Here is a 23,300-nt window from a genome sequence, read left to right as displayed (position 1 = left end):
CGCCAAGCCTGAGAAGCCGGGCCGCGACTTGACCTCCGAACCGGGCCCCATCGAGCTCACCGCCGAGGGGGAACTGGCGCTGCTGCGCGAGCTCATCCGCGCTGCATCGAGTGGCCCGGGTGTGGAGCCGTTGGCCGCTGCGGCGGCGCGGATGATCACTGCGTCCACCGCTACCGATGTGTGCTTCGTGCACGTGCTCGACGATTCTGAACGGGCACTGACACTGGCCGGGGCCACGCCGCCGTTCGATGCCGAGATCGGCAAGATCCGGCTCCCACTGGGGCAGGGCATCTCGGGCTGGGTGGCCAGCCACCGTCAACCCGTGGTGATCAGCCACGACAAGGAATCCGATCCCCGCTACATGCCCTTCGAGTCGCTGCGCGGGCGTGACTTCACCTCGATGGTGTCGGTACCGATGGAGACCGGGCCCGGCGGGCTGGTCGGGGTACTCAACGTGCACACCGTCGATCGCCGTGAGTTCACGCCGCGCGACGTGGAGCTGCTGTTGATGATCGGCCGGCTCATCGCCGGTGCGTTGCACCAGGCCCGCCTGCACCGCCAGCTGGTGGCGCGCGAGCGGGCGCACGAGAATTTCGTCGAGCAGGTGATCCAGGCACAGGAGATCGAGCGGCGCCGGTTGGCCGGCGATATCCACGACGGCATCTCCCAGCGGCTGGTCACGCTGTCGTACCGCCTCGACGCCGCGGCCCGCGCGGTCGACCCGGAGACGGTGGCCGAACAGTTGGCGGCCGCGCGCGAACTGGTCGCGCTGACGTTGCAGGAGGCCAGGGCTGCGATCAGTGGGCTGCGCCCGCCGGTACTCGACGATCTCGGCCTGTCGGGCGGGCTGGCCAGCCTGGCCCGCTCGATCCCACGAATCCCGATCGACGTCGACCTCGCCGAGACCCGGGTGCCCGACCACATCGAGCTGGCGCTGTACCGCATCGCGCAGGAATGCCTGCAGAACGTGGTCAAACACGCCGAGGCGGACCGGGCCCGGCTCACCTTCTCGGTTGACGACGGCGTGGCCCGGCTCGAAATCGTCGATGACGGAAAGGGTTTCGACACCTTCGAGCACCCGTTGGGCAGTGACGAGATGGGCGGTTACGGGTTGTTGTCGATGGCCGAGCGGGCCGAGATCGTCGGCGGCCGGCTGCACATCCGGTCGAGGCCGGGCGCCGGCACCACCGTGACCGCATCCATCCCGCTGACTTCGGCAATCACCTAGGGATCGAATCCTCAGCTTTCCTGGAGGTGCGCCCGGACAACGGGCACCGTGCGGGCGATCAGCTCCCCGGTCGATTGCGATGCGATCGGCTCGATTCGCAGGATGTGGCGCAGATAGGCGATGCCCAACAGTTGACCCATGGCCAGGTCCACCCGTAGTTCGGCATCGGCACCGTGCAGGGCTGTCGCGATCTGTGGGTAGAGCCGTTGCTCGATGAACTGACGGACCAGGGCCGCCGATTCCTCATGGGTGGCGGCTCCGCGCAGGATCGCCAACAGGGGCGAGCGGGTGTCGGGATGCTCCCAGAACTCGAAGAAAGCCTCGGTCAGGCGTTGAGCCAGGTCAGCGGGACCGTCGTCGAGGATCCGCGCACTGAACTGTTCGGGGTCGAACGGCCAGCCGACAGTGACCCGGAACAGGTCGGCCTTGCTGCCGAAGTAGTGCCGGATCAGGGCCGGGTCCACCCGCGCTGCCGTCGCGATGTCGCGCAGTGAGGTCTTGTCGTAGCCACCCTCGGCGAACATCCGCCGGGCGGTGGCCACCAGCTCGTCACGGGTCCCGGGCTGTCCCGGTCGTCGTCCACGTGGCGGCATAGTGCAGAAATTCTACAGTCGTTGACTTCTTGACGGGCCCGGGATTACCCTCGAAATCATTAATTCCACAAATGAGGAGTTATTCGATGCCCGCTCCACGCTGGGTCGCACATGCCAACAAGGTCGGCCTGAACAAGCTCACCCGGTTCATCGCCCCGTGGGCGCCGGGGTGGGCAGTTGTCATCCACCGGGGACGCAAGTCCGGCCGGACCTTCCGGACTCCGCTGTGGGCGTTTCGACGAGAGCACGGCTACGTCATCGCACTGACCTACGGCTCACAGGCCGACTGGGTGCGCAATGTGCTGGCCGCCGGCGGGTGCGAACTGGAAGCGCGGCGCCGCACCTACCGGCTGACCGCACCCGAGGTGTACCACGACGCCAAGGCCACGGACATGCCCGCGTTCATCCGCTTCATGCTGCGCCGGGTGATCAAGGCGCCGGAGTTCCTCAGCCTCCGGTTCGCGGATTAGCCGCCGAGCTTCCCGGCGAGTTCGGGGCACTCGTACTTGAGGGCCACATTCACGATCGTCATGAGCGCGTCGGGTGGGAGCTTGCTGCCCATCTGGGTCAGCACGTTGACGACATCCTGCTTGGTCTTGTTGAAGCTGCCGCCGGCCATGATGCAGGCCATCATCAGCTGATCCCCGATGGCATTGTCCGAACCCTCGATGCCGGCGGCGCGGACCTCGGCGAACGCTTCCGGCGGCAACCCCGCCGAACCACGGGGTGACCCGGCGGTCGGTTTGGGGCTCTTCGTGGGAGTTCGCTTGGGCGCCTTCGACGTCGCCGTGAACGGCGTGACGTCATCGGGGGCGGTTGCCACGCCGGTGGTCGTGGTACTGCAGGCAGCCATCAACACGACAGCGACGGCGCCGAGCGCCGCACCCGCTCGCTTGGCGTTCATCCGTACTCCCCTCAACTGCGTTCAACGGTAGTGGGGTCAGGCGGGTGGGCCAGAAACCGGCCTCAGAAATCACCGGAGTGTCGGCGCAGGGTCTCGATCGACGTGACCAGGGCTCGTGACTGCTCCTCCGACATCCCGACATCGGCGAAAACCTGCTCGTTCAAGGTCACCGTGGCGTCCTCGACCGTCGATCGCCCGAGTTCGGTGATGCGTACCAGCGTGGTGCGCCCATCGGTGGGGTGTGGGACGCGTTCCACCAGACCGTTGGCTTCCAGACGCCGGATCGCGTGCGTGACGCTGGTGACGTGAACCTGAAGGCGATCCGAAGCCTTGGTGATCGGCAACGCACCGGCACGGCTGAAGGCCAGCAGGCGCAGCAGTTCGAACCGCGAGAAACTCAGATCGTATGGCCGCAACGCGGTCTCCACCCGAGCCAGCAAGATCTGGTGGGCGCGCATCACCGACGTCACCGCGACCATGCCGCCGGCCACGTCACCCCAGCCTGCGGCCTCCCAGTTCGCGCGGGCCTGCGCGATCGGGTCACGCTTGTCCGGTGGCGAGGTCACGCCTCTTCTTACCGCATCACCGCGCACGCCCCGCGCATTCCGCGCGCAATCTGTGGTTCGGCCGCCGAGCCTCAACCGGCGGCGGTCACCGCGTTCAACACTGCCCGGGTGGACTGCCGTGAACCGATGGTGATCCGCACCGCACCGTCGGTGTAGTGACGCAATTGCAGCCCGGTGCCGTCGAACACCTCGGGCCACGGCGTGGGCTTGCCGGGGAGAAACAGGAAGTTGGCCTGCCCGTCGGTGCTGTAGACGCCGAGCGCTCGTAACCGCATCTGTAGATAGCGCCTTTCCGAGGCAATCATCCGGATACGTTGGCGCAGTTGATTTTCCGCAGAATAGGATGCTGCGACCGCCACCTGGGCACTGAGCCCGATCCCGAACGGCAACTGCATCCGCCACAGCTCGCGAGCGAGGTCGGGAGCGCAGAACCCGTAGCCGATCCGCAACCCGGCCAGACCGTAGGCCTTCGAAAACGTCCGTACCACCACGACATTGCCGAATCGGGCGACCAGACTCGGCCCGTCGATGCGCTGCTCGGCAGCCAGGAACTCCACGTACGCCTCGTCCAGCAGGACGACGGTGTCGGTGGGCAACCGGGTCAGGAACCGCTCGATCTCGACGGCCGGCTCGATGGTGCCCGTCGGATTGTGCGGTCGGCAGAGCACCACGACTTTCGCCGGTACCGCGGCCTCGGCCATCGCGTCGAGATCGTGCCGGCCGTGTGCGTCGAGCGGAACGGTGACCGTTCGTAACCGCGCCATCTCCGCGAAGATCGGGTAACCGTCGAAGTTGGGTGCCGCCATCACCAAGGTGTCACCGGGACTGGTCACCGCATGCAGCACCTGCATGATCACACCGGTCGCACCGGGGCCGACGATCACCTGTTCCTCGGCGATCCCATCGTGATCGGCGATCAGCGAACGCAACCGCTGCGGCAGGAATTCCGGATACCGGTTGGCGGCCTCATCGCACGCCCGCAATGCCGAACGCACTGCGGGCAATGGCGGAAAAGGGCATTCGTTGAGCGACAGTGCCAACGGGTTGACCGCCTGCGGCAGCGCACCGACGGCGTCGAGAAGGGCCGCGCGAGGAGCCACCATCACACGTTCCTCGAGTCGCCGCGGCCACCCCACCGCACGGCGGCGGCCCCGGCGAAGTCACCGGCGTGGGCGAAGGCGGCCATCAGCACGGTATCGCCGGCCTTCACCCGCCCGCCGGTGACGGCCCGGTCGAGGTTCACGGGTATGCCTGCGGCGAAGAGGTTTCCGCATTCCTCAAAGGTGTCGACGTGGCGCTCGGGCGGCAACTCCAGGGCCTCGCGCCAGTTCCGCAGGAACACCCGGTTGGGCTGATTGGTCACGAACAGGTCGATATCCTTGGGCTGCACACCGATCCGGTCGCAGACGGCATAGGACACCTCGGGGACCTGCCGGTTTCCCCTGGCCAGCACCTTAGTGATCTTGCTCTCGGTGAACCCGATGCAGGCCTCCCCCGGGCCGGCCTGCCACCATTTGCGCGGCGGGTCCATGACAACCGTCATATCCCCGGCGTACTCGCCGTAGGTGCGGCACTCGATGTCGAGGATCGGCGACTGGTCGGACAGCGTCACCAGCCCCACCGCGGCCCCGTCGCCGGGAACCGCCGCCTGCGCCTTGCGCCGGATGGTCTCCTGATCGAACACCTGGCCTGCCGAATTCTGGGCGATGGCGATCACCGCGGTCCGGCCCTCCCCCGAACTCAACAGGGTGCGGGCCACCTTGAGCCCCAGCACGAACGCGGCACAGCCGCCGTTGTGCAGGTCGATCACCCAGTTGGGCTTCATGCCCAGCCGGTGCGCCATGCCGGCACCGCCACCATAGAACGGCATGTCGGGCAGCTGCGTGTGGGTGATCAAGACATCGGCAGCGGTGATGACATCCGCACCGTGCCGTTCGATCAACCCGGCGGCGGCCCGCTCCACCATGTCGATCGCGGTTTCGTCGGGCCCGACGTGATGACGGAACCGCGGCGCCCGGAACATCACATTCTCGGCCAGCTCGTCGGTTTCGGCGAACCCCGCGTAGTAGTCGGCACTGATCGGGTCACCGGGCAGATACGTCGACACGTCGATGAGGCTGACGGGGTTGTTCGCGGACATGTTCGCAGTCATCAGCGGACCTCACTTCATCCAGGCCGGAGTGACCGGCAGGCCGTTGCGGTGCCGGTATTCGGCGACTGCCTTGAGGTTTCGCAGTTCCAACAGATGGCCGGGACCGAACATGTCCCAGAAATCGCCCACCCAGACCGGTCGCGCCGGGGGCGCGGTCTCCGGGTAGGGGTTCTCGTCGTAGAACGGATGATGGCAATTCGTCCACAGCACAACCGAACCCGGCTTGTCGAAGACAACCTGTGCATCGACGATGCGCATCAGATAGATCATCCACAGGTGCTTGCCCTGGTCCCACGCGCAGTGGTAATCAACGGTCAGCGCGTCGCGGTTCGCCACGGTGCGGGTGTAGATCGCACTTCCCGGGCCCGACGGCCCGGCACCGAGCCGGTCATGCGCCAGCCACAGCCCGGGCTCCTCCGTCGGGGTGAAACCACGCAGGCTATAGGTCCACTCCTCCAGGCAGCGGGTATCGGACAGGTAGTCGAACAACTCGTCGGGCGGGCACTCGATGTAGTCGTTGACCGTGCAGTACTGACCGAACACCTGGTCGTGCGGGTAAACCGACCGCATCATGTCCATGATGATCGGAGTGGCCTGCTCCTTGGGTGAGGTCTCGATCCGGATGAGTCCGTCCATCGGGTTACGGGTGCCCCGGTGGACCGTGATGTCTTCAAGCGCGGGCAGTGACATGAGACCTGTTCTCCTTCGAATCGGAAGTGGCGCCATTGGTGGCGAGAAATGCTGCGAAAGGCGGGATTTCGTCGGCCGAACACTCGATGCTGAGCACCGATGGTCCGTCGTTGTCGAGGGCCATGCCCAGCGCTTGGGGCAATTGGCGGACGTCGGCGACGTCGTAGGCGGGCAGGCCGGGGAACATCGCGGCCAGCCCGGCACCCAGCCGGCTCGGGCCGAACCTGTTGTAGGAGTAGCGGTCCTCGTAGAACAGCTGCTCACGTGTGACGCACATCGCGTGCGCGTGATTGTCGAACAGTACGAAGGTGATCGGCAGCCGGTACTGCACCGCAGTGTGAATCTCCATGCCGTGCATGAAGAATGAGCCGTCACCGGCAACCACCACGGTCCGCCGGGCGGTGCCCCCGGCGGCCCGGTGAAACGTCATCCCGATCCCGGCGCCGAAGCTGTAGCCCATACCGCCCATTCCGAGCGCCACCATGAAGCGGCCGTCCCGCCGGGCGGGCAGGTAGTGGATCGCCGAGGCCCCCACGTTGCCGGCGTCGACGACGATGTCGGTGCCGTCGGTCAGGGCCGCGTCGAGCGCTGCCATCGCGTCGCGGTACCGGATCCCCGGACCGTCATGGGCCGGCGGCCGCAGTTCGGTGCGCGGCGAGTGGTCGGGCACCCGAACCTGGGTGGGCCGACCTGCCCCGGACAACGCGCGAGCCAGATGCGTCAACGATTCCCGTAGGTCCTCGGCGTGGATATGGGTGCACGACGGATAAGGCACCTGTGCCCCGATCGAGTAGGTCGCCACCTTGCCCAGCGCCGCGTCGAGACCCGCCCGTGCGGTCACCGTCATACGGGTTCCGACCAGCAGGCACAACGCGCTCTGACTTGCGGCGACAGCCACCCCGGGATGCCCCATCACCCCGGCCACCCCCAGTGCGGAGGACGAGCCGAATCCCGGGATGCCGGCCACGTCTTTGGCATCGGGCACCGTCGCCACCCGCGCACGCAGCGTGGCTCGAAGACGTTCCAGTTCGGCGCGGGCGTCGTCACGGGCGACCTGCTCACCGGCGATGATCGTGATCGGCCCGTCGGCGTCGCGCAACGCCTGCTCGAGTATCTGCGGATCGGAGTTGCCGGGACCGCCCGCGACGGTCCTCTCGACGGTCCGGGTGGCGCGTCCATTCCCCCGGCCTGCGGTCGCGACGGGCGCCCCCACCTCGGCCTGCTGGATATCCTTGGGCAGCAACAGAACCGCGGGTCCGCCACGGTGGGCAGCCGCCAGCGCCTCGGGCAGCGCGGTGAGGATGTCGGTGGGCGTGAGCACCCGGCGGCAGTACACCGAGACCGCCGAGAAGAGGGCCTGCGCATCCAGACTCCCGTTGGCCCCGCTGGTGTCCTGGAAGGCGCCTCTGCCGTCGAGCGTGGTCGGTGCCTGCCCGATCAGGGCCAACACCGGAACGCGGCTGGCCAGCGATTCGGCCAGGCCGGGCACGGTGTTCAGGCAGCCGCCGCCGGACGTCGCCGCCACCACGCCGATCCCGGCGCCGCTGCGGCTGTAACCGTCCGCCATCGTGGCAGCCGAGAATTCATGCTTGGCCAGCACCGCGGTGATGTCGTCACGAAAGTACGCGGCATCGTAGAGATCCTCGATGTTGGCGCCGTCCACACCGAAGATGTGCGAGACCCCGGTCGCGGCCAGATAACCGACGATGTGGTCCACCACCCTGTGTGCCTCGACCATGTGTCACCTACTTCCGTGCTCTGCCAGTGACACGACACGTGGGCAGCATCGGTTCACCCACGATCAAGATCAGTTCGATCACCGCCCGGCCGAAACCGCATTCCAGCAGGAGAAGTGCGAGTAGCCACCTGCCGGAATGCGGTTTCGGCGCAAGGTTGCAAGACTGGGCATAGTGGAGGACATGGACTGGGACGACGCGTATCGGCAGGAAACCCCGCCGCCGTGGAGCATCGGCGCCCCGCAACCCGAGCTTGCCCGACTCATCGAGCAGGGCAAGGTGCACGGCGAGGTTCTCGACTCCGGGTGCGGGCACGCCGCACTCTCGCTCGCACTGGCGGAGCAGGGTTACACCGTTGTCGGACTGGATTCCAGTCCGACAGCGGTCGCAGCGGCGACCGCTGTCGCAGCCGAACGTGGTTTGACCACAGCGAGTTTCGCGCAGGCCGATATGACATCGTTCACCGGCTACGACGGCAGGTTCAACACCGTGCTCGACAGCGGCCTTCTGCACGCGCTCCCGATCGACGGCCGCCGGCCCTACATCCAGGCCGTCCACCGAGCCGCGGCCCCGGATGCACGGCTGTACATCCTGGCCTTTGCGACAAGGCCCTTCGGCGACCACGCGCCCGGCCCCAACGGCTTCACCGCCGACGAGTTGCGTGACACCGTCGCCGACTGTTGGACCGTGGACGAGATTCGCCCGGCCAAGCTGTACGCCAACGACGGTCCGGCCGACGGCCCGGCGTCAGTACCCGGTGTCGAGAGCGACGGTGCCGGCCACATCACGATGCCGGGCTTCCTGCTGAGCGCACACAAGGGAAGCTGACGCAGCGGGACTCAGAGCTGCTTCTCGAGGAGCACCTTGCCTTCGGGGGACGTAACCAGTTGCACCGCAGCGATATCCGTCATCGGCATCTGGGTATTGCCGCTGGGCAGTGCGGTGGCCCCGGACAGGCCCAGCCACGTCGCGATCTCGTCGCGACTGCCGTCGCGGCCGATCACCACCATGCCGAGGTTCTGCGGGGGTGCGTCCTGCTTGCCCCAGCTCCCGTAACTGCAGGCCATGTCGATGCGAGTACCCCAGGAGTAACCGGTCATCGCGATGCTGGCGTTGATGGGTGTATCGGAGACCTTGCGCATCGCCAGCATCTCCGCACTCTGCTGCTCGGAGCCACTGTGCAGGCCGAACACCTCGGGACGAACGCCGACCAACACACCCAGTGCCAGCAGGGCAGCGGCCACACCCACGGCGGCCGTGGTCACCCAGCGCGAACGCCGCCGGCCCCAGCTGACCTTGGCCAGCACAGACTGCAGCACCTCGGGCCGCAGCGGCGGATCGGGCTGTTCGGATTCGAGGGCAAGTACGTCGTCGAGCTCGAGCATGGCCAGCAGAGCGGGCATCCCGGTCAACTCGGCCACCGCGGAACGGCACTGCGCGCAGCCCTCCAGATGAGCCTCGTACTCGCGTCGTTCGCCGCTTTCCAGCGAGCCAAGCACATAGGCCGCATCCCAGGTCCGGTACTTGTCGAGCGCAGGCGGATCAGGAACGTGCGGCACACCGAACAGTGTCATCGTGTCACCCCCATCTCCTGCAAATTCAGTCTCAGCGCGCGTACCGCGTAGTGCAGCCGCGATTTCACGGTGCCCTCGGGTATCTGCAGATCGTTGGCAATCTGCCCGGTTGTCCAGCCCTGGTAGTACGCCCGGCGGACCACCGCCCGGTGTTCGTCGGAAAGTTGGCTCAGCGCCGTGCTCAGCAGGATTCGGTCCAACGCGTTGTCCACTTGGTCGGGGGTCGCGGCGGCGGCCTTGGAATGGTCTGCCACCTGTTCGGGGTCGGAAACCCCGGTTTCGTTCCGAAAACGGGCACTCCGACGTTCATCAATGATCATGTTTCGGGCCACGGTAAACAACCACGCCCGTGCCGAACGGTCGGTGTCGGCGGTGACGTCAGGGTGACGCCAGGCACGTAGCAGCGTTTCCTGCACCACGTCCTCGGCCCGGGCACGGTCACCCGTGAGTCGAAGCGCGTAGCGCCATAGAGCTGCAGCATGCTCGTCGTAGAGCACCCGCATCATGGCGGCCTCCGGATCATCCATTCCCTACCTCCGTCTGTGATACGACGTTGGAGGCGATCCGGTTCAATTACTACCTTTGCGCGTGGGCTTACACCAGCACCTGTGCGCGATTCGAGTATTGATTGCTGGCGTTAATTACTGAGTGAGGATTCGGGGGCCGTCTTCGGTGACGGCGACCGTGTGCTCCCAGTGCGCCGCGCGGGTCCCGTCGGCGGTGACGACGGTCCACTCGTCGTCGAGGATCACCGTCTCGGTCGTGCCCAGGGTGAGCATGGGCTCGATCGCCAGTACCGAGCCAGGCTCCAGGTACGGGCCGCGCCCGGGCGAGCCTTCGTTGGGTAGGAACGGGTCCATGTGCATCTGCCTGCCGATGCCGTGGCCGCCGTAGCCGTCGACGATCCCGTATTTGCGGTCGTGGCGGGCTTCGGCCGCGTGAGTCTCGACCTCGATCGCGTGCGAGACATCGGTGAGGCGATTTCCGGGCAGCATCGCGGCGATGCCGGCCTCCATCGCCGATTTCGTTGCCGCAGAAAGGGCTTCGTCGGCCGCGATGATCGCGCCGACCCCGAAGGTGACCGCCGAGTCGCCGTGCCAGCCGTCGACGATCGCGCCGCAGTCGATGGACACCAGGTCTCCAGCGGCCAGCACCTCGTCGGCGGTCGGAATGCCGTGCACCACACGGTCATTGACCGACGCGCAGATACTGGCCGGGAATCCGTGGTAGCCCAGGAACGACGGGGTGCCGCCACCGTCACGGATGACGGATTCGGCGATCTGATCCAGTTCGAGGGTGGACACACCGGGGGCGGCAGCCGCCCGGACGGCCCGCAGCGCCGAGGCGACGAGCGCCCCGGCCACGGCCATGGCGTCCAGCTCTCCGGCGCTGCGCTGCGCAACGACCTTGCGCTTACGCAACCCCGGCAATCTGATCACTTACCCAGTGCGTGCAATGCGCGGGCGAACACCTCGTCGAGGGCGCCCACCGCATCCACGGTCTTCAGGTCGTCGCGGTAGTACTCCAGCAGCGGCTCGGTCTCGTCGCGGTAGACCTTCATGCGGTTGCGAATGACCTCGTCGGTGTCGTCCGCGCGGCCCCGGCCCTTGAGCCGGGTCAGCAGCTCGTCCTCGGACACCTGGAACTCCACCACCGCGTCCAGCTTGTGGTTACGTGCGGCAAGCATGTCCTTGAGCGCCCCGGCCTGCTCGACCGAGCGCGGATACCCGTCGAGAATGAATCCGTCGGCAGCGTCGGCCTGATCGATACGGTCCTCGACGAGGCGGTTCGTCAGCTCGGCCGGCACCAGATCGCCGGCGTCCAGGTAGCGCTTGGCCTCCAGGCCGAGCGGAGTGCCGTCACCGATGTTCTTGCGGAAGAGATCCCCGGTGGAGATTTGCGGGATGCCGAGCTTCTCGGACAGCTTCTCCGCCTGCGTGCCTTTGCCCGCCCCGGGCGGTCCGAGTAGAACGACTCTCACTTCAGGAACCCTTCGTAGTTGCGTTGCATGAGCTGGCTCTCGATCTGTTTGACGGTATCCAGGCCGACACCGATCATGATCAGCACCGCGGTACCGCCGAACGGCAGATTCTGTACCGAGCCCGTGTTTCCGATCTGCAGGAACAAGTTGGGCAGAACGGCGATCACACCGAGGTAGATCGAGCCGGGCAGGGTGATCCGGCTGAGCACATACCGCAGATAGTCCGCGGTCGGTTTGCCGGGCCGGATGCCCGGGATGAATCCGCCGAACTTCTTCATCTCATCGGCGCGCTCGTCGGGGTTGAAGGTGATCGACACGTAGAAGTACGTGAAGAAGATGATCAGGCCGAAGTAGAGCGCGATGTACACCGGATCCGCCGGATTGGTCAGATAGTCGGCGACAAACTTGTCCCACCATCCGGTACCCGGGTTGGAGCTGCCGCTCTGGATCAACTGGGTGATCAGGTGCGGGATGTAGATCAGCGACGACGCGAAGATCACCGGGATGACGCCGGCCTGGTTGACCTTGAGCGGCAGGTAGGTGGAGGTGCCGCCGTACATCTTGCGGCCCACCATGCGCTTGGCGTACTGGACCGGGATGCGGCGCTGGCCCTGCTCGACGAACACCACGCCCACGATGATGGCCAGGGTCGCGGCGACCACGGCGGTGAACACCAGTCCGCCACGGCTCTCCAGGATGGTCTGGCCTTCGGACGGGATCCGGGCCGCGATGCCGGCGAAGATCAGCAGGGACATGCCGTTGCCGATGCCGCGCTCGGTGATCAGTTCGCCCATCCACATCACCAGTGCCGCGCCTGCGGTCAGCACGAGCACGATGACGATCAGGCCGAAGATCGAGCTGTCCTGGATGATGTCGAGGCTGCAGCCCTGCAGCAGGCCGCCGTTGGCGGCAAGCGCCACGATGCTGGTGGCCTGCAGGACGGCCAGCGCGATCGACAGATAACGCGTGTACTGCGTCATCTTGGCCTGACCGGCCTGGCCCTCCTTCTGCAACTGTTCGAATCGCGGGATCACCACGACCAACAGCTGCACGATGATGCTGGCGGTGATGTAGGGCATGACGCCCACTGCGAACACTGTCAGCTGCAGCAGCGCGCCACCCGAGAACAGGTTGATCAACGAGTAGATCTGCGCCGAATCTCCGCCGCTGACCTGTTCGATGCACTTCTGGACGTTCGGGTAGTTAACCCCCGGAGACGGGATCGACGCGCCGGCCCGGTACAGGATCACCAGGCCCAACGTGAAAAGGATCTTGCGTCTGAGGTCGGCCGTCCGCAGCGATGAGATGAAAGCCGAAAGCACTCTTCCTCCTGCGCAGCCGACCTTTAAGCGCGGCGTGCCAATGGGGCTGGTGGAGCCAGCGTCGATGGTCAAGTCGTGTACGACCGCCCTGCAAGCGCGCAGCCTGCGGACTCAGTCGTCAAATCAGTCTACGAGAGTAACAGTTGAGTCGGATAGGACCCCTGCGCGCACCCGCACCCCCTCTCCGATCCGTCCCTGTAGGGCCCGGCTGCGGAGCAGAGCCGCTCTTCAGAATCGGAGCGTACAGTCGGCGACAGCTCATTACCTCACCTAACTAACACGTTGATTTTCACTGAACAAAGGGGAATTCATGGCTCGGACCGCTGACGACTCGTGGGATCTCGCATCCAGCGTGGGTGCCACGGCGACGATGGTCGCGGCAGCGCGCGCAATGGCCACCAACTCCGATGACCCGGTGATCGACGACCCCTTCGCCGCTCCCCTGGTTCGCGCCGTCGGGATGGACTTCTTCTCCCAACTCGCAGACGAGAACTTCACCACCGAAGGACTCGACGAAGAGGCGGCTACCGGCCTGATCCGTTTCGCCAACGGCATGGCCGCCCGCACGCGCTTCTTCGACGACTTCTTCCTGAGCGCGTGCCGCACCGGCATCAGGCAGGCGGTGATCCTGGCGGCCGGCCTGGACTCGCGCGCCTACCGGCTGCCGTGGCCGGCCGGCACAGTCGTCTACGAGGTCGACCAGCCCGAGGTGATCGAGTTCAAGAGCGCCACCCTGGCCGGCTTGGGCGCTGAGCCGACGACCGACCGCCGCACCGTGGCGATCGATCTGCGTTTCGACTGGCCCTCGGCACTGACCGAGGCCGGCTTCGACCCGTCGGTGCCGACAGCGTGGATTGCCGAGGGGTTGCTGGGTTACCTGCCCGGCGACGCCCAGGATCGTTTGCTCGACCAGGTCACCGCGCTCAGCGCGCCCGGCAGCCGCCTCGGCGTCGAGGGCGTGCCCGCCACCGAGTCCAACGACGAAGAGACGATCCGGGCCAAGATGAAGGAGTTCACCGACCGCTGGCGTGCGCACGGCCTGGACATGGACCTCAACGAGCTGATCTTTTTCGGCGACCGCGCCGACGTGACCACGTATCTGGAAGGACATGCCTGGAAGACGACCGGCATCTCGTCCAACGATCTGCTCACCCGTACGGGCCTGCCCCCGGTCGAGGATGAGGCCCACGCGGCGTCGGTGCTCTACATCAGCGCCGAGAAGTGAGGTAGGTGAGTGATGGCACGGTCTGACACCGACAGCTGGGATCTGGCCTCCAGCGTGGGCGCGACGGCGACGATGGTCGCCGCCGCCCGCGCAATCGCCAGCGCCGAACCCGAGCCGCTGATCAACGACCCGTATGCCGCGGACCTGGTGCGCGCCGTCGGGGTGGAGTTCTTCACCAAGCTCGTCGACGGTGAGATCGCCCTCGACGGTGAGTTGGCCGCCGGCGCCGAGTTGATGATCGGGATCATGGCGGTGCGGACGAAGTTCTTCGACGACTTCTTCACCGCCTCGGGTGACGCGGGTATCCGCCAGGCCGTGATCCTGGCCTCCGGTCTGGACTCGCGGGCCTACCGGCTGCCGTGGCCGGACGGCACGGTGGTCTACGAGATCGACCAGCCCGAGGTGATCGGGGCGAAGACCGCCACCATGACGCAGATCGGGGCCACGCCCGCGGCCGAGCGCCGCATCGTGGCCGTCGATCTGCGCGAAGACTGGCCCGCGGCGCTGCGAGCGGCCGGCTTCGATCCGACGGCGCCGAGCGCGTGGAGCGCCGAGGGGCTGCTGGCGTATCTGCCGCCGGAGGCCCAGGACCGGTTGTTCGACAACATCACCGCACTCAGTGCCCCGGGCAGCCGGCTCGCCACCGAGTTCCATCCCGATATCGCGGCGAACCTGCGCGAGCGCGGCAACGCGATGAGCGAGCAGTGGCGTCAACACGGCCTGGACCTCGACCTGGCCAACCTCTGGTACGACGGCGAGCGCAACTCGGTCACCGAATATCTCTCCGGCAGCGGATGGTCGGTGACGGCACAGACGCGGCCCGAACTGTTCGCCGAATACGGTCGCGAGTTCCCCTCCGGAGAAGCCGCTGCACCGCAACGTAATTCGCAGGCCGTCATCGCCGTACGAGACTAGGAGCACCATGACACGCACCGAAGGCGACAGCTGGGATCTGGCCAGCAGCGTCGGGGCCACCGCGACCGGTGTCGCAGCATCCCGCGCGCTGGCCACCAAACAACCCGAACCGCTCATCAACGACCCGTTCGCCGACGCCCTGGTGCGCGCCGTGGGCTTGGAACACAGCATCCGGCTCGCCGACGGCGAGGTGTGCGTCGAGGGCGATCTGATGCTGGACCGGCAGCGGATGTGCGAGCAGATCGCCGTGCGAACCCGGTTTTTCGACGACTTCTTCACTGAGGCAGGCACGGCGGGTATCCGGCAGGCAGTGATCCTGGCCTCCGGTCTCGACACCCGCAGTTACCGGCTACCCTGGCCGGCCGGCAGCGTGGTGTTCGAGGTGGACCAGCCCGCGGTCCTGGAGTTCAAGACCCGCACGCTGACCGATCTCGGGGCCCAGCCGGCCGCCGAACTTCACACCGTCGCGGTCGATCTTCGCGATGACTGGCCGGCAGCCCTGCGCGCCAACGGCTTCGATCCAGCCGTCCCGACCGCCTGGATCGCCGAAGGTCTGCTGATCTACCTGCCGCCGGAGGCCCAGGACCGGCTGTTCGACAACATCACCGCGCTCAGCGCGCCGGGCAGCCGGCTGGCCACCGAACACATGGACACCGCCGCAATGTCGAAGAACTGGTCGGCTCGGGTCAGTGAATGGTCCAAGAAGGTCGGCACCGACGTGGATCTGCTGGACCTGTTCTACTCAGGCGACCGGACATCGGCCCGCGATCACCTCTCCGCACAAGGGTGGGACGTCACGGTGCAGCCCACCCGGGCCGCCTACGAATCGCACGGTTTCGCCTATCCCGAGGAACTTGACGAGATCGCCGGCGATTCTGGTTATCTGTCGGCAACGCGCAAGACATCGAAATAAGGAAGGCCCGCACGATGGCACGTACCGATGACGACAGTTGGGATCTGGCCTCCAGCGTCGGCGCCACCGCGACGCTGGTGGCGACCGGGCGGGCGATCGCCAGCCAGGATGCGCACGGGCTGATCGACGACCCGTTCGCTGCGCCGTTGGTGCGCGCGGTGGGTATCGAGGTGTTCACCAAGATGGTCGACGGTGAGCTGAGTCTGGATGCGCTGGCCGAACTCGCACCGGATGCGGCCGAGCGGGCTCGCTCCAACATCGACGAGATGGCCGTGCGCACACGGTTCTTCGATGACTTCTTTCTGAGCGCGTGCCGCACCGGTATCCGGCAGGCGGTGATCCTGGCCTCCGGTCTGGACTCGCGTGCCTACCGGCTGCCCTGGCCCGAAGGCACGGTGGTCTACGAGATCGACCAGCCCGAGGTGATCGAGTTCAAAACTCGCACGCTGGCCGACCTGGGCGCGGAGCCGACGGCGGAACGACGCACGGTGCCGATCGACCTGCGTAACGACTGGCCGGCCGCCCTGAAGGCAGCGGGATTCGATCCGTCCGCACCGACCGCGTGGTGCGCCGAGGGTCTGTTGATCTATCTGCCGCCCGAAGCGCAGGACCGGTTGTTCGACAACATCACCGCACTCAGCGTGCCCGGCAGCATGGTGGCCACCGAGTTCGTGCCCGGGCTCAAGGATTTCGACCCGGAAAAGGCTCAGGCGGCCACCGCGGTGTTCAGCCAGATGGGTCTGCACATGGACATGCCGTCGCTGATCTACCACGGCGAAAGACATTCGGCCGCCGACTATCTGGGCCCCAAGGGCTGGAAGATGTCCGGAGCCGCTCGCGCGGAGCTGTTCGTCCGCCACGGGCTGCCCGTCCCCGACCGTGACGAGAACGATCCGATGGGCGAAATCGTCTACATCAGCGGAACGTTGGGCTGAGCTCGGGCGAAGCGCAGCGTCTCGCCCCTGGCTCCGCCCATCCACAAGTCCTGGCAGGCGGCGGCCATGTCCTCGAGTCCGTCGACGATCTCGCCGAACACGTTGCCGGGCACCCAACCCTGGTCTCCGTTGATCAGTAGATTGTTGCGACCGTAGAACAGCGCGAGGTCGACGATCGCGCCGGTGGTCCCGGTGCCCGTGCTGTTCTCGTATCCGTACGCGGGGTTGCCCAGATCGTCGGAGTCGAAGGAGAACCAGCACAGATCGCCTGGTATCGGCGTGACGGTGGTGTTCTCTTTACCAGGGTCGGCACCGAATGCCGGGAGCAGAGTGTAGATCTCGTTACGTGCATACTTGCCGTGAAACACCTGCGCCGCCAACGGTAGGGCATCCCACACGGCGGCACACGTTCGCGGTGCCGCCCCATCGAGCAACCGGGCAACGCAGCTGACCCCACGCGTGTCCAGCGAAACGGTGATCAATCGGCTCATGCAACCTCCTCCGTGAGGATCGCCGGCACCCTGCGGTGCCAGTCCGTGGCGCTCTGGTAAGCGTCCCCCACCCGAAGCACCACCGCATCCCCGTGCCGGGGACCGACGATCTGTAGTCCGATGGGCAGGCCGCCCGAGCTGAACCCGCACGGCACCGAAAGTGCGGGCTGTTGGGTCAGATTGAACGGGTAGGTGTAGGGCGTCCAACTCGTCCAGTCGGGCGATGACGAGCCATCGGGCACGTCCCGGCCGACCGCGAAGGCGGCCAGCGGCAGAGTCGGGGTGACCAGGACGTCGTAGGTTTGGTGGAACCTTCCCATCAGCTCTCCGAGTGTCATCCGGACGGCCATCGCGTCCAGATAGTCCGACGCGGTGAAGGCCGCCCCGGTTTCAGCCGTGCGCCGCAGGCCGGGATCGACACGTCCGGCGTCCGATCCACTCAGCTTGCCCTCCAACACCTTTGCCTCGCCGGAGAACCACAGCACGTGGAAGGCGTGCACCGGATCGGCGAAGCCTGGGTCGACCTCCTCGACGTGCGCCCCCGCCGCCGCGAGTACCTCCACCGCCGCCCGCACCGCAATGTCCACCTCCGGGTCGTTGGTGCCGTAGCCGAGGTTCGGCGAGAAAGCGACCCGCAGCCCTGCGATCGAGTGCCCGAGGGCAGACTTGAAAGACGAACGCGGAGAAGGCAGTGCCGACCAGTCACGCGCGTCGAATCCCGTGATCACGTCGAGCAGCGCGGCAACGTCGGCCACCGTCGTGGCCATCGGGCCGGCGTGCGAGAGCGTGCCGAACGGGCTCGGCGGATACAGCGGGATCAGACCGTAGGTCGGCTTGATCGCGACGGTGCCGGTGAACGCCGCGGGGATGCGCACCGAACCACCGCCGTCGGTGCCGACCGACCACGCACCCATACCGAGTGCCACTGCCGCGGCACTGCCACCGCTCGACCCACCTGCAGTCACCGCGGTGTCCCACGGATTTCCCGTCACCCCGTAACGCGGCGAATCGGTCACCCCTTTCCACGAGTACTCCGGTGTGGTGGTCTTGCCGAGGAGCACCGCACCGGACTCCCGCAGACGCGCCACGCTGGGCGCATCCTCGGCCCACGGACCCGCCTCGTCGATGAGCCAGCTGCCACGCAGTGTCGGCCAACCGCGCGTCCACAGCGCATCCTTGATCGAGGTCGGAATGCCATCGGCCGGGCCGAGCGGACACCCGTCATACCAACGCTTCTCGGACTCACGCGCGGCGGCGACCGCGCCGTCGGAGTCGACCAGGACGAACGCGTTGACCGCGTGATCGTGGCGGTCGATGGCCGACAGGGCGGCCTCGGTCGCCTCCACCGGGGACAGCGTCTTGGCGCGGTAGGCCTCAAGCAGCTCGACCGCCTGCATGATCGTCACCTCGGGCCCCCCGGTACATAACCCAGCAACTTGTCGACCACGTTGAGTAGCGGCTGCCCGGCCAGCCAGCGCCGCGCATTGTCGGCGAACTGAGCGGCCAGGGTGTCGCGGAACCCTACGACGTCGCCGGACATGTGCGCGGTGATGACGGCGCCCGGCGCGTCCCACAACGGGTGTCCGGCGGGCAACGGCTCGATGCTGAGCACGTCGAGGGTGGCTCCGCCGATGCGGCGTTCGGTCAGCGCGGCGAGCAGCGCGTCCTCGTCGACGATCGGCCCCCGCGCGATATTGACAAGGTGCGCATCGGGTTTCATCGCCTTGAGCACCGCCGCGTCGACCAGACCTCGCGTCGCCGGGGTGAGTGGGGCGGCAAGCACCAGGTGATCGCACCAGCCGACCGCCGTAGCCAGGTCGGTGGCGGCAACGATCGTTCCGAAATCCGGATCCCCGTCGGCGGCCGCCCGCCCGACGCCGCGCACGGACAGTCCGGCCACCCGAAGCAGACGCGCGATCTCGCGGCCGATGCCGCCCGTTCCGACCACCAGTGCGTGCGCGCCTGCGATGCTGCGGGTCTCGCGGTAACGCCACTCATGCCGACGTTGGAAGTCCAGGCTGGCGAGGCTCCCCTTGGCATGGGCCAGCACCGCGCCGAGCACGTATTCGGCTATGGGACGGTCGAATACGCCGCGGGCGTTGGTGACCACGACGTCGGATTCCCGCAGCTGGTCGAACAGCAGTGTGTCGACACCGGCTGCCGCGACGTGAATCCACTCCAGCGCATCCGCATGGGTCCAGACCTCACGAAGTGCGGTGGAGAAATAGTCCCACAGCAGCAGCGCCTGCGCACCCTTGACAGCCTGGCCCAGCCCATCGGCGTCGCAGTAGCGGAACTCCGCGTCCACCCAGTCCAATCCCGGCACCCGGTCGGTCTCACGCTCGCACAGCACCGCGATCACCGGTCGGGCAGCTTTGGGCGGCACCGTTCCGAGGCTAGGCGCCTTCGTAGGATTGTCAACAATCTGTTGCCGGTTCGCCCTTGCGGCCTCACACTGTGGACATGACGCTCGAGGATCTCGTTCCTCCCCCACCGTTGCAGCAGGTGGGGATAGGTGTCGTGACGCCGTATGACTTCGCCCTCGACCGCGAACTGTGGCGCTGGGTGCCCGATGACGTCAGCCTCTACGTCACCCGGTTGCGGTACGCGCCGCTTCCGGTGACCGTCGACATGGCGGTGCATGTCTCCGAACCCGAGCAGGTCGAGGCCGGTGCGGCGAACGTACTGGCAGTGTCGCCACTGGTCACGGCGTATGCGTGTACCGCGGGAAGCTTCGTCAAGGGAATGGCCGGCGAGGCCGCCCTGGTCGCGGCGATGCGTGCCGCCGGCGCCCCGGCTGCGGTGACCACCAGCGGCTCCATGCTCGCCGCACTCCGGCACCTCGGAGTGCGGACCGTCGCCACCGTCACCCCCTACACCACCGACCTGACCAGCGGGCTGACCACGTACCTGATGGAGGCCGGTATCGAGGTGGCCGCGACCGCAGGCCTGGGTATGACCTCGCGGATCTGGTCGGTCCCCTACGAGACGACAGCCGAGTTGGTTTGCGCCACAGACTGTTCCGACGCGCAGGCCATCGTCATCAGTTGCACGAATCTGCCTACCTACGATCTGATCGCCCGCCTGGAGCGCGAACTCGACAAGCCTGTCGTCACCGCCAACCAGGTCACCATGTGGGCGGCCCTGGCCGTCGCGGGCCGCAAGGCCGTCGGTGCCGGTCAACGGCTGCTGGAAACCTGAACACGTAGCAGAGAACGGAGATTGCATGGCCACGGTGGGCATCCTCTACCCCGGCCACAGCGCCGAAGACGACTTCGGTGCGCTGGAAACCCGCCTGCAGGCGAGCGTCAGACTGCCGGTTGCGATCACTTCCGTCGGCGAGGACGCCCATCGCGTCGATGCTCTCCTGGATCTCGGCCGGACCGAACGCCTGGCCGACGGTGTCGCACGGTTGGGGCCGGAGCATCCGGATTCGATGATGTGGGCGTGCACCTCCGGCAGTTTCGTCTTCGGCCGCGACGGCGCCCGACAGCAGGCCGATGACGTCGCCACCGCCTCCGGTGTCCCGGCGTCGTCCACGTCGATCGCCTTCGTAGATGCATTGCAGCACCTGGGTATACACCGGGTTGCGGTGGCCGCTTCCTACCCTGAGGACGTGGCGGCGCACTTCGTCGCATTCCTGGCGGGCGGCGGCGTGGACGTGGTGTCGATCGGCAGCCACGGCATCGTCACCGCGGCCGAGGTGGGCCGGCTGCAGCAGGCGCAGGTACTCGCGATGGTCGCCGCAGCCGACCATCCCGACGCCGAGGCCGTCCTGGTGCCCGACACTGCCATGCACACAATGGCTTTCATCGACCAACTGGAATCCGCCGTCGACAAACCGGTGCTCACCGCGAACCAGGTCACGGTCTGGAAGGGCTTGCAGCTGATCGGCTCGGTTCCGCCGCTGCCCGGGCTGGGCCGCCTGTTCGGAGCGAGGCCGTGACCGACTTCATCACCCCGCTCGAACAGGAGTCGACGCCGAGCATCGTCGCCGAAAAACTCCGGCAGGCCATCGCATACGGCGAACTCGTACCTGGCACGCAACTCGGCGAGGCTGAGTTGGCGCGCAGCTTCGGAGTCAGCCGCGGTCCACTGCGCGAGGGCATGCAGCGCCTCACCCAGGAAGGCCTGCTCATCGCGATCCGCAACCGCGGCGTGTTCGTCAACACCATGGACTCAGACGAGATCCGCGACATGTACCTGGCCCGCGAGGCGATCGAGCGGACCGCGAGCCGCCAGATCCTGCAGGGTGACTACGCGAGCGCCGGGGACGCGTTACTCGCCGTGGTGGAGGAAATGGCAGCAGCCAGAGACCTGGACGAGGTCAGCGAAGCCGACATGCGTTTCCACGAGCTGCTCGTCGAGCTCGCAGCCAGCCCCCGGCTCTCCCGTCTGCACCAGACCTTCCTGGTCGAGACCAGGATGTGCGTGCACGCACTGGCCGACACCTACGACAGCTCCACCGACCGGGTCAACGAGCATCAGGCGTTGGCCGGCGCCATCCGATCCGGCGATGTCGCACTCACCGACAAGCTGATGCTGGCCCACATGGAGGATGCCGTCGACCGGTTGATCGCCCGGCTACCGGCCGGCTGACGGAGACGACGTGCCGGCGTCGGTCTCTGTCTCTGTCTCGGTTTCCGCCTCGGTCTCGGTCTCGGTCTCGTAGTCCAGCTGGGGCGGTGCTTCCGGCGTCCCGGGTATCTCGGTGCCGCTGATCGGGCACCGCGCGGTTTCGGGCACCTTGATCAACGCGATCATCCCGATCACGCACGCAATCATCATGTAGTAGGCAGGCACCAGCTGGTCGCCCGTTTTTCCCACCACCCAATCGTTGACCGCCGGAGCCGTACCGCCGAAGAGCGACGTCGACACGTTGTACGCGATGGCGAAGCCGGCGTAACGCACCTGGGTTGGGAACATCGCCGGGAAAGTCGCGGAGATGGTCGACAGCTGCGGCACATAGAGCAGGCCCAGCACCGCGAACGCGATGATTGCGCCGACCATGTTCGTCGCCATCAGCAGGAACATCGGGATACCGGCGATGAAGAGGCCGATCAGCGAGAACCACCACATCGGTTTGCGGCCCACCCGGTCGGAGATGTGCCCGGACAACGGCAGGAACACCATCATCGACAGCATGCCGATGATGGGTACCACCAAGGAGTGGTTGCTCGACAAGCCGATCGTCTGTTCCAGGTAGGTAGGCATGTAGGTGAGCAGCGTGTAATTGACCACGTTGAGTGCGACGACCAGACCGCCCAACCGCAGGATGGGGCCCCAGTACTCGACCACCAGATCCTTGAGCTCAGACGCGGGTCCGCCTTCCCGCTCCCCCGTCGCTTCGAGTTCGCGGAAGATCGGGGTGTCCTCCAGCTTCGAACGCAGGTAGACACCGACCAGGCCGAGCGGGGCAGCCACGAGGAACGGCAGCCGCCAACCCCATTGCCCCATCTGGTCATCGGAGAGCAGTGCCGAGAATCCGAGCATCAACAGCGCACCCAGCGAAAAGCCCGCGAGGGTGCCGAATTCCAGGAAACTGCCGAGGAATCCGCGTCGGCGTGATGGCGCGTACTCGGCCATGAACGTCGCGGCGCCGCCGTACTCTCCACCGGTGGAGAAGCCCTGGATCATCCGCAGCCCGACCATGAGCACGGGGGCCCACATCCCGATCGCGGCATAGGACGGAATCAGCCCGGCGCAGAACGTGGCGCCCGCCATCAGCACGATGGTGATCGCGAGCACGTGTTTGCGGCCGAGCCGGTCGCCGAGTGGACCCCAGACGAATCCGCCGAGTGGGCGGACGAGGAACGACACCGCGAACGTCGCGAGGGCCAGCAGTGTCGCCTGCTGGGCGTCTCCGGGGAATATGGCAGCGGATATGTAGCTCACGCCGTACGCGTAAATGCCGTAGTCGAACCATTCGGTGGCGTTGCCGATCGCCGATGCGGCGATCGCCCGCTTCAAGACGCCGGGGTCCGGCGAATTCTCGGCGGGTTCGCGATAGTCAATCTCCGGTTTGTCTCCAAAGCCCCTCATAGGGCTTTTATGCGCGGGCACGAGTCCTCCATG

Annotated in this window: 26 protein-coding genes; 10 read left to right on the top strand and 16 right to left on the bottom strand. The window is 66.7% G+C overall.

Annotated features, from left to right (window positions below):
- Positions 1-49: 49 nt before the first annotated feature.
- Positions 50-1,228: a GAF domain-containing sensor histidine kinase gene (locus ACZY08_RS10170; RefSeq protein WP_463745301.1), complete on the top strand. Its 1,179-nt coding sequence runs from the start codon at positions 50-52 to the stop codon at positions 1,226-1,228.
- Positions 1,229-1,239: 11 nt separating this feature from the next.
- Here the strand turns inward: ACZY08_RS10170 and ACZY08_RS10165 are convergent, their stop codons facing one another.
- Complete coding sequence (locus ACZY08_RS10165; RefSeq protein ID WP_463744960.1) at positions 1,240-1,821, bottom strand: TetR/AcrR family transcriptional regulator; 582 nt, start codon at positions 1,819-1,821, stop codon at positions 1,240-1,242.
- Positions 1,822-1,907: 86 nt separating this feature from the next.
- Here ACZY08_RS10165 and ACZY08_RS10160 point away from each other — a divergent pair, with 86 nt between their 5' ends.
- Positions 1,908-2,291: a nitroreductase family deazaflavin-dependent oxidoreductase gene (locus ACZY08_RS10160; RefSeq protein ID WP_463744961.1), complete on the top strand. Its 384-nt coding sequence runs from the start codon at positions 1,908-1,910 to the stop codon at positions 2,289-2,291.
- Here ACZY08_RS10160 and ACZY08_RS10155 read toward each other — a convergent pair.
- The 6 genes from ACZY08_RS10155 to ACZY08_RS10130 all read right to left on the bottom strand — a co-directional run bounded on the left by ACZY08_RS10155 (position 2,288) and on the right by ACZY08_RS10130 (position 7,871).
- Positions 2,288-2,725 (bottom strand): hypothetical protein, encoded by a 438-nt coding sequence (locus ACZY08_RS10155; RefSeq protein ID WP_463744962.1) that lies wholly within the window; start codon positions 2,723-2,725, stop codon positions 2,288-2,290. The two genes, ACZY08_RS10160 and ACZY08_RS10155, sit on opposite strands and share 4 nt — an antisense overlap.
- 62 nt (positions 2,726-2,787) lie before the next feature.
- Complete coding sequence (locus ACZY08_RS10150) at positions 2,788-3,291, bottom strand: MarR family winged helix-turn-helix transcriptional regulator (protein WP_463744963.1); 504 nt, start codon at positions 3,289-3,291, stop codon at positions 2,788-2,790.
- 71 nt (positions 3,292-3,362) lie between these two features.
- Positions 3,363-4,394: a pyridoxal phosphate-dependent aminotransferase gene (locus tag ACZY08_RS10145; RefSeq protein ID WP_463744964.1), complete on the bottom strand. Its 1,032-nt coding sequence runs from the start codon at positions 4,392-4,394 to the stop codon at positions 3,363-3,365.
- Positions 4,394-5,443, bottom strand: coding sequence for a 3-oxoacyl-ACP synthase III family protein (locus ACZY08_RS10140; RefSeq protein WP_463744965.1), 1,050 nt, complete (start codon positions 5,441-5,443; stop codon positions 4,394-4,396). Before ACZY08_RS10140 ends, ACZY08_RS10145 begins: the two co-directional genes overlap by 1 nt.
- Positions 5,444-5,452: 9 nt before the next feature.
- Positions 5,453-6,133: an SRPBCC family protein gene (locus ACZY08_RS10135; RefSeq protein WP_463744966.1), complete on the bottom strand. Its 681-nt coding sequence runs from the start codon at positions 6,131-6,133 to the stop codon at positions 5,453-5,455.
- Positions 6,114-7,871 carry a thiamine pyrophosphate-binding protein gene (locus ACZY08_RS10130; RefSeq protein ID WP_463744967.1) on the bottom strand — a complete coding sequence of 586 codons (1,758 nt, stop codon included), beginning with the start codon at positions 7,869-7,871 and terminating at the stop codon, positions 6,114-6,116. Before ACZY08_RS10130 ends, ACZY08_RS10135 begins: the two co-directional genes overlap by 20 nt.
- Positions 7,872-8,052: 181 nt before the next feature.
- Between ACZY08_RS10130 and ACZY08_RS10125 the strand changes: the two genes are divergently transcribed.
- A complete protein-coding gene (locus ACZY08_RS10125) occupies positions 8,053-8,697 on the top strand; it encodes a class I SAM-dependent methyltransferase (protein WP_463744968.1) in 645 nt (214 codons plus the stop codon).
- Between the two features lie 11 nt (positions 8,698-8,708).
- On the opposite strand, the gene ACZY08_RS10120 is transcribed toward ACZY08_RS10125, so the two are convergent.
- The 5 genes from ACZY08_RS10120 to secY form a co-directional block, all read right to left on the bottom strand.
- The gene (locus ACZY08_RS10120; RefSeq protein WP_463744969.1) at positions 8,709-9,443 is read right to left on the bottom strand and encodes an anti-sigma factor family protein; all 735 of its coding nucleotides are present in this window, start codon (positions 9,441-9,443) and stop codon (positions 8,709-8,711) included.
- Positions 9,440-9,970: a sigma-70 family RNA polymerase sigma factor gene (locus ACZY08_RS10115; RefSeq protein WP_358020954.1), complete on the bottom strand. Its 531-nt coding sequence runs from the start codon at positions 9,968-9,970 to the stop codon at positions 9,440-9,442. The genes ACZY08_RS10120 and ACZY08_RS10115 overlap by 4 nt, the downstream gene beginning before the upstream one ends.
- Positions 9,971-10,084: 114 nt before the next feature.
- Positions 10,085-10,882: a type I methionyl aminopeptidase gene (gene map, locus ACZY08_RS10110; RefSeq protein ID WP_463744970.1), complete on the bottom strand. Its 798-nt coding sequence runs from the start codon at positions 10,880-10,882 to the stop codon at positions 10,085-10,087.
- Positions 10,879-11,424 (bottom strand): adenylate kinase, encoded by a 546-nt coding sequence (locus ACZY08_RS10105; protein WP_358020960.1) that lies wholly within the window; start codon positions 11,422-11,424, stop codon positions 10,879-10,881. Before ACZY08_RS10105 ends, map begins: the two co-directional genes overlap by 4 nt.
- Positions 11,421-12,746, bottom strand: a complete 1,326-nt coding sequence (gene secY / locus ACZY08_RS10100) for a preprotein translocase subunit SecY (protein ID WP_463744971.1) — start codon at positions 12,744-12,746, stop codon at positions 11,421-11,423. Before secY ends, ACZY08_RS10105 begins: the two co-directional genes overlap by 4 nt.
- Before the next feature lie 310 nt (positions 12,747-13,056).
- On the opposite strand from secY, the gene ACZY08_RS10095 reads away from it, so the two are divergent.
- Genes ACZY08_RS10095 through ACZY08_RS10080 form a run of 4 tightly spaced genes read left to right on the top strand, consistent with a single transcriptional unit; the run spans position 13,057 to position 16,734 of the window.
- Positions 13,057-13,971 (top strand): class I SAM-dependent methyltransferase, encoded by a 915-nt coding sequence (locus ACZY08_RS10095; RefSeq protein WP_463744972.1) that lies wholly within the window; start codon positions 13,057-13,059, stop codon positions 13,969-13,971.
- A gap of 12 nt (positions 13,972-13,983) precedes the next feature.
- Positions 13,984-14,886: a class I SAM-dependent methyltransferase gene (locus ACZY08_RS10090; RefSeq protein ID WP_463744973.1), complete on the top strand. Its 903-nt coding sequence runs from the start codon at positions 13,984-13,986 to the stop codon at positions 14,884-14,886.
- 7 nt (positions 14,887-14,893) lie between these two features.
- Positions 14,894-15,799, top strand: a complete 906-nt coding sequence (locus ACZY08_RS10085; RefSeq protein WP_463744974.1) for a class I SAM-dependent methyltransferase — start codon at positions 14,894-14,896, stop codon at positions 15,797-15,799.
- A 14-nt stretch (positions 15,800-15,813) separates the two neighbouring features.
- The gene (locus tag ACZY08_RS10080; RefSeq protein ID WP_463744975.1) at positions 15,814-16,734 is read left to right on the top strand and encodes a class I SAM-dependent methyltransferase; all 921 of its coding nucleotides are present in this window, start codon (positions 15,814-15,816) and stop codon (positions 16,732-16,734) included.
- Here ACZY08_RS10080 and ACZY08_RS10075 read toward each other — a convergent pair.
- Genes ACZY08_RS10075 through ACZY08_RS10065 form a run of 3 tightly spaced genes read right to left on the bottom strand, consistent with a single transcriptional unit; the run spans position 16,710 to position 19,611 of the window.
- Positions 16,710-17,225: a DUF3830 family protein gene (locus ACZY08_RS10075; RefSeq protein WP_463744976.1), complete on the bottom strand. Its 516-nt coding sequence runs from the start codon at positions 17,223-17,225 to the stop codon at positions 16,710-16,712. The genes ACZY08_RS10080 and ACZY08_RS10075 overlap by 25 nt on opposite strands.
- Positions 17,222-18,622, bottom strand: coding sequence for an amidase (locus ACZY08_RS10070; protein ID WP_463744977.1), 1,401 nt, complete (start codon positions 18,620-18,622; stop codon positions 17,222-17,224). Before ACZY08_RS10070 ends, ACZY08_RS10075 begins: the two co-directional genes overlap by 4 nt.
- A 5-nt stretch (positions 18,623-18,627) precedes the next feature.
- The gene (locus ACZY08_RS10065) at positions 18,628-19,611 is read right to left on the bottom strand and encodes a D-2-hydroxyacid dehydrogenase (protein WP_463744978.1); all 984 of its coding nucleotides are present in this window, start codon (positions 19,609-19,611) and stop codon (positions 18,628-18,630) included.
- Between the two features lie 77 nt (positions 19,612-19,688).
- Here ACZY08_RS10065 and ACZY08_RS10060 point away from each other — a divergent pair, with 77 nt between their 5' ends.
- Genes ACZY08_RS10060 through ACZY08_RS10050 form a run of 3 tightly spaced genes read left to right on the top strand, consistent with a single transcriptional unit; the run spans position 19,689 to position 21,824 of the window.
- Complete coding sequence (locus ACZY08_RS10060; RefSeq protein ID WP_463744979.1) at positions 19,689-20,426, top strand: maleate cis-trans isomerase family protein; 738 nt, start codon at positions 19,689-19,691, stop codon at positions 20,424-20,426.
- 25 nt (positions 20,427-20,451) lie between these two features.
- Positions 20,452-21,171 carry a maleate cis-trans isomerase family protein gene (locus ACZY08_RS10055; protein WP_463744980.1) on the top strand — a complete coding sequence of 240 codons (720 nt, stop codon included), beginning with the start codon at positions 20,452-20,454 and terminating at the stop codon, positions 21,169-21,171.
- Positions 21,168-21,824: a GntR family transcriptional regulator gene (locus ACZY08_RS10050; RefSeq protein WP_463744981.1), complete on the top strand. Its 657-nt coding sequence runs from the start codon at positions 21,168-21,170 to the stop codon at positions 21,822-21,824. The genes ACZY08_RS10055 and ACZY08_RS10050 overlap by 4 nt, the downstream gene beginning before the upstream one ends.
- Here ACZY08_RS10050 and ACZY08_RS10045 read toward each other — a convergent pair.
- Complete coding sequence (locus tag ACZY08_RS10045; protein ID WP_463744982.1) at positions 21,810-23,267, bottom strand: MFS transporter; 1,458 nt, start codon at positions 23,265-23,267, stop codon at positions 21,810-21,812. The genes ACZY08_RS10050 and ACZY08_RS10045 overlap by 15 nt on opposite strands.
- Between the last annotated feature and the right edge of the window lie 33 nt (positions 23,268-23,300).

Source organism: Mycobacterium sp. IDUB_9 (assembly GCF_055419505.1).
This window is presented reverse-complemented; position numbering and strand designations above follow the sequence as displayed.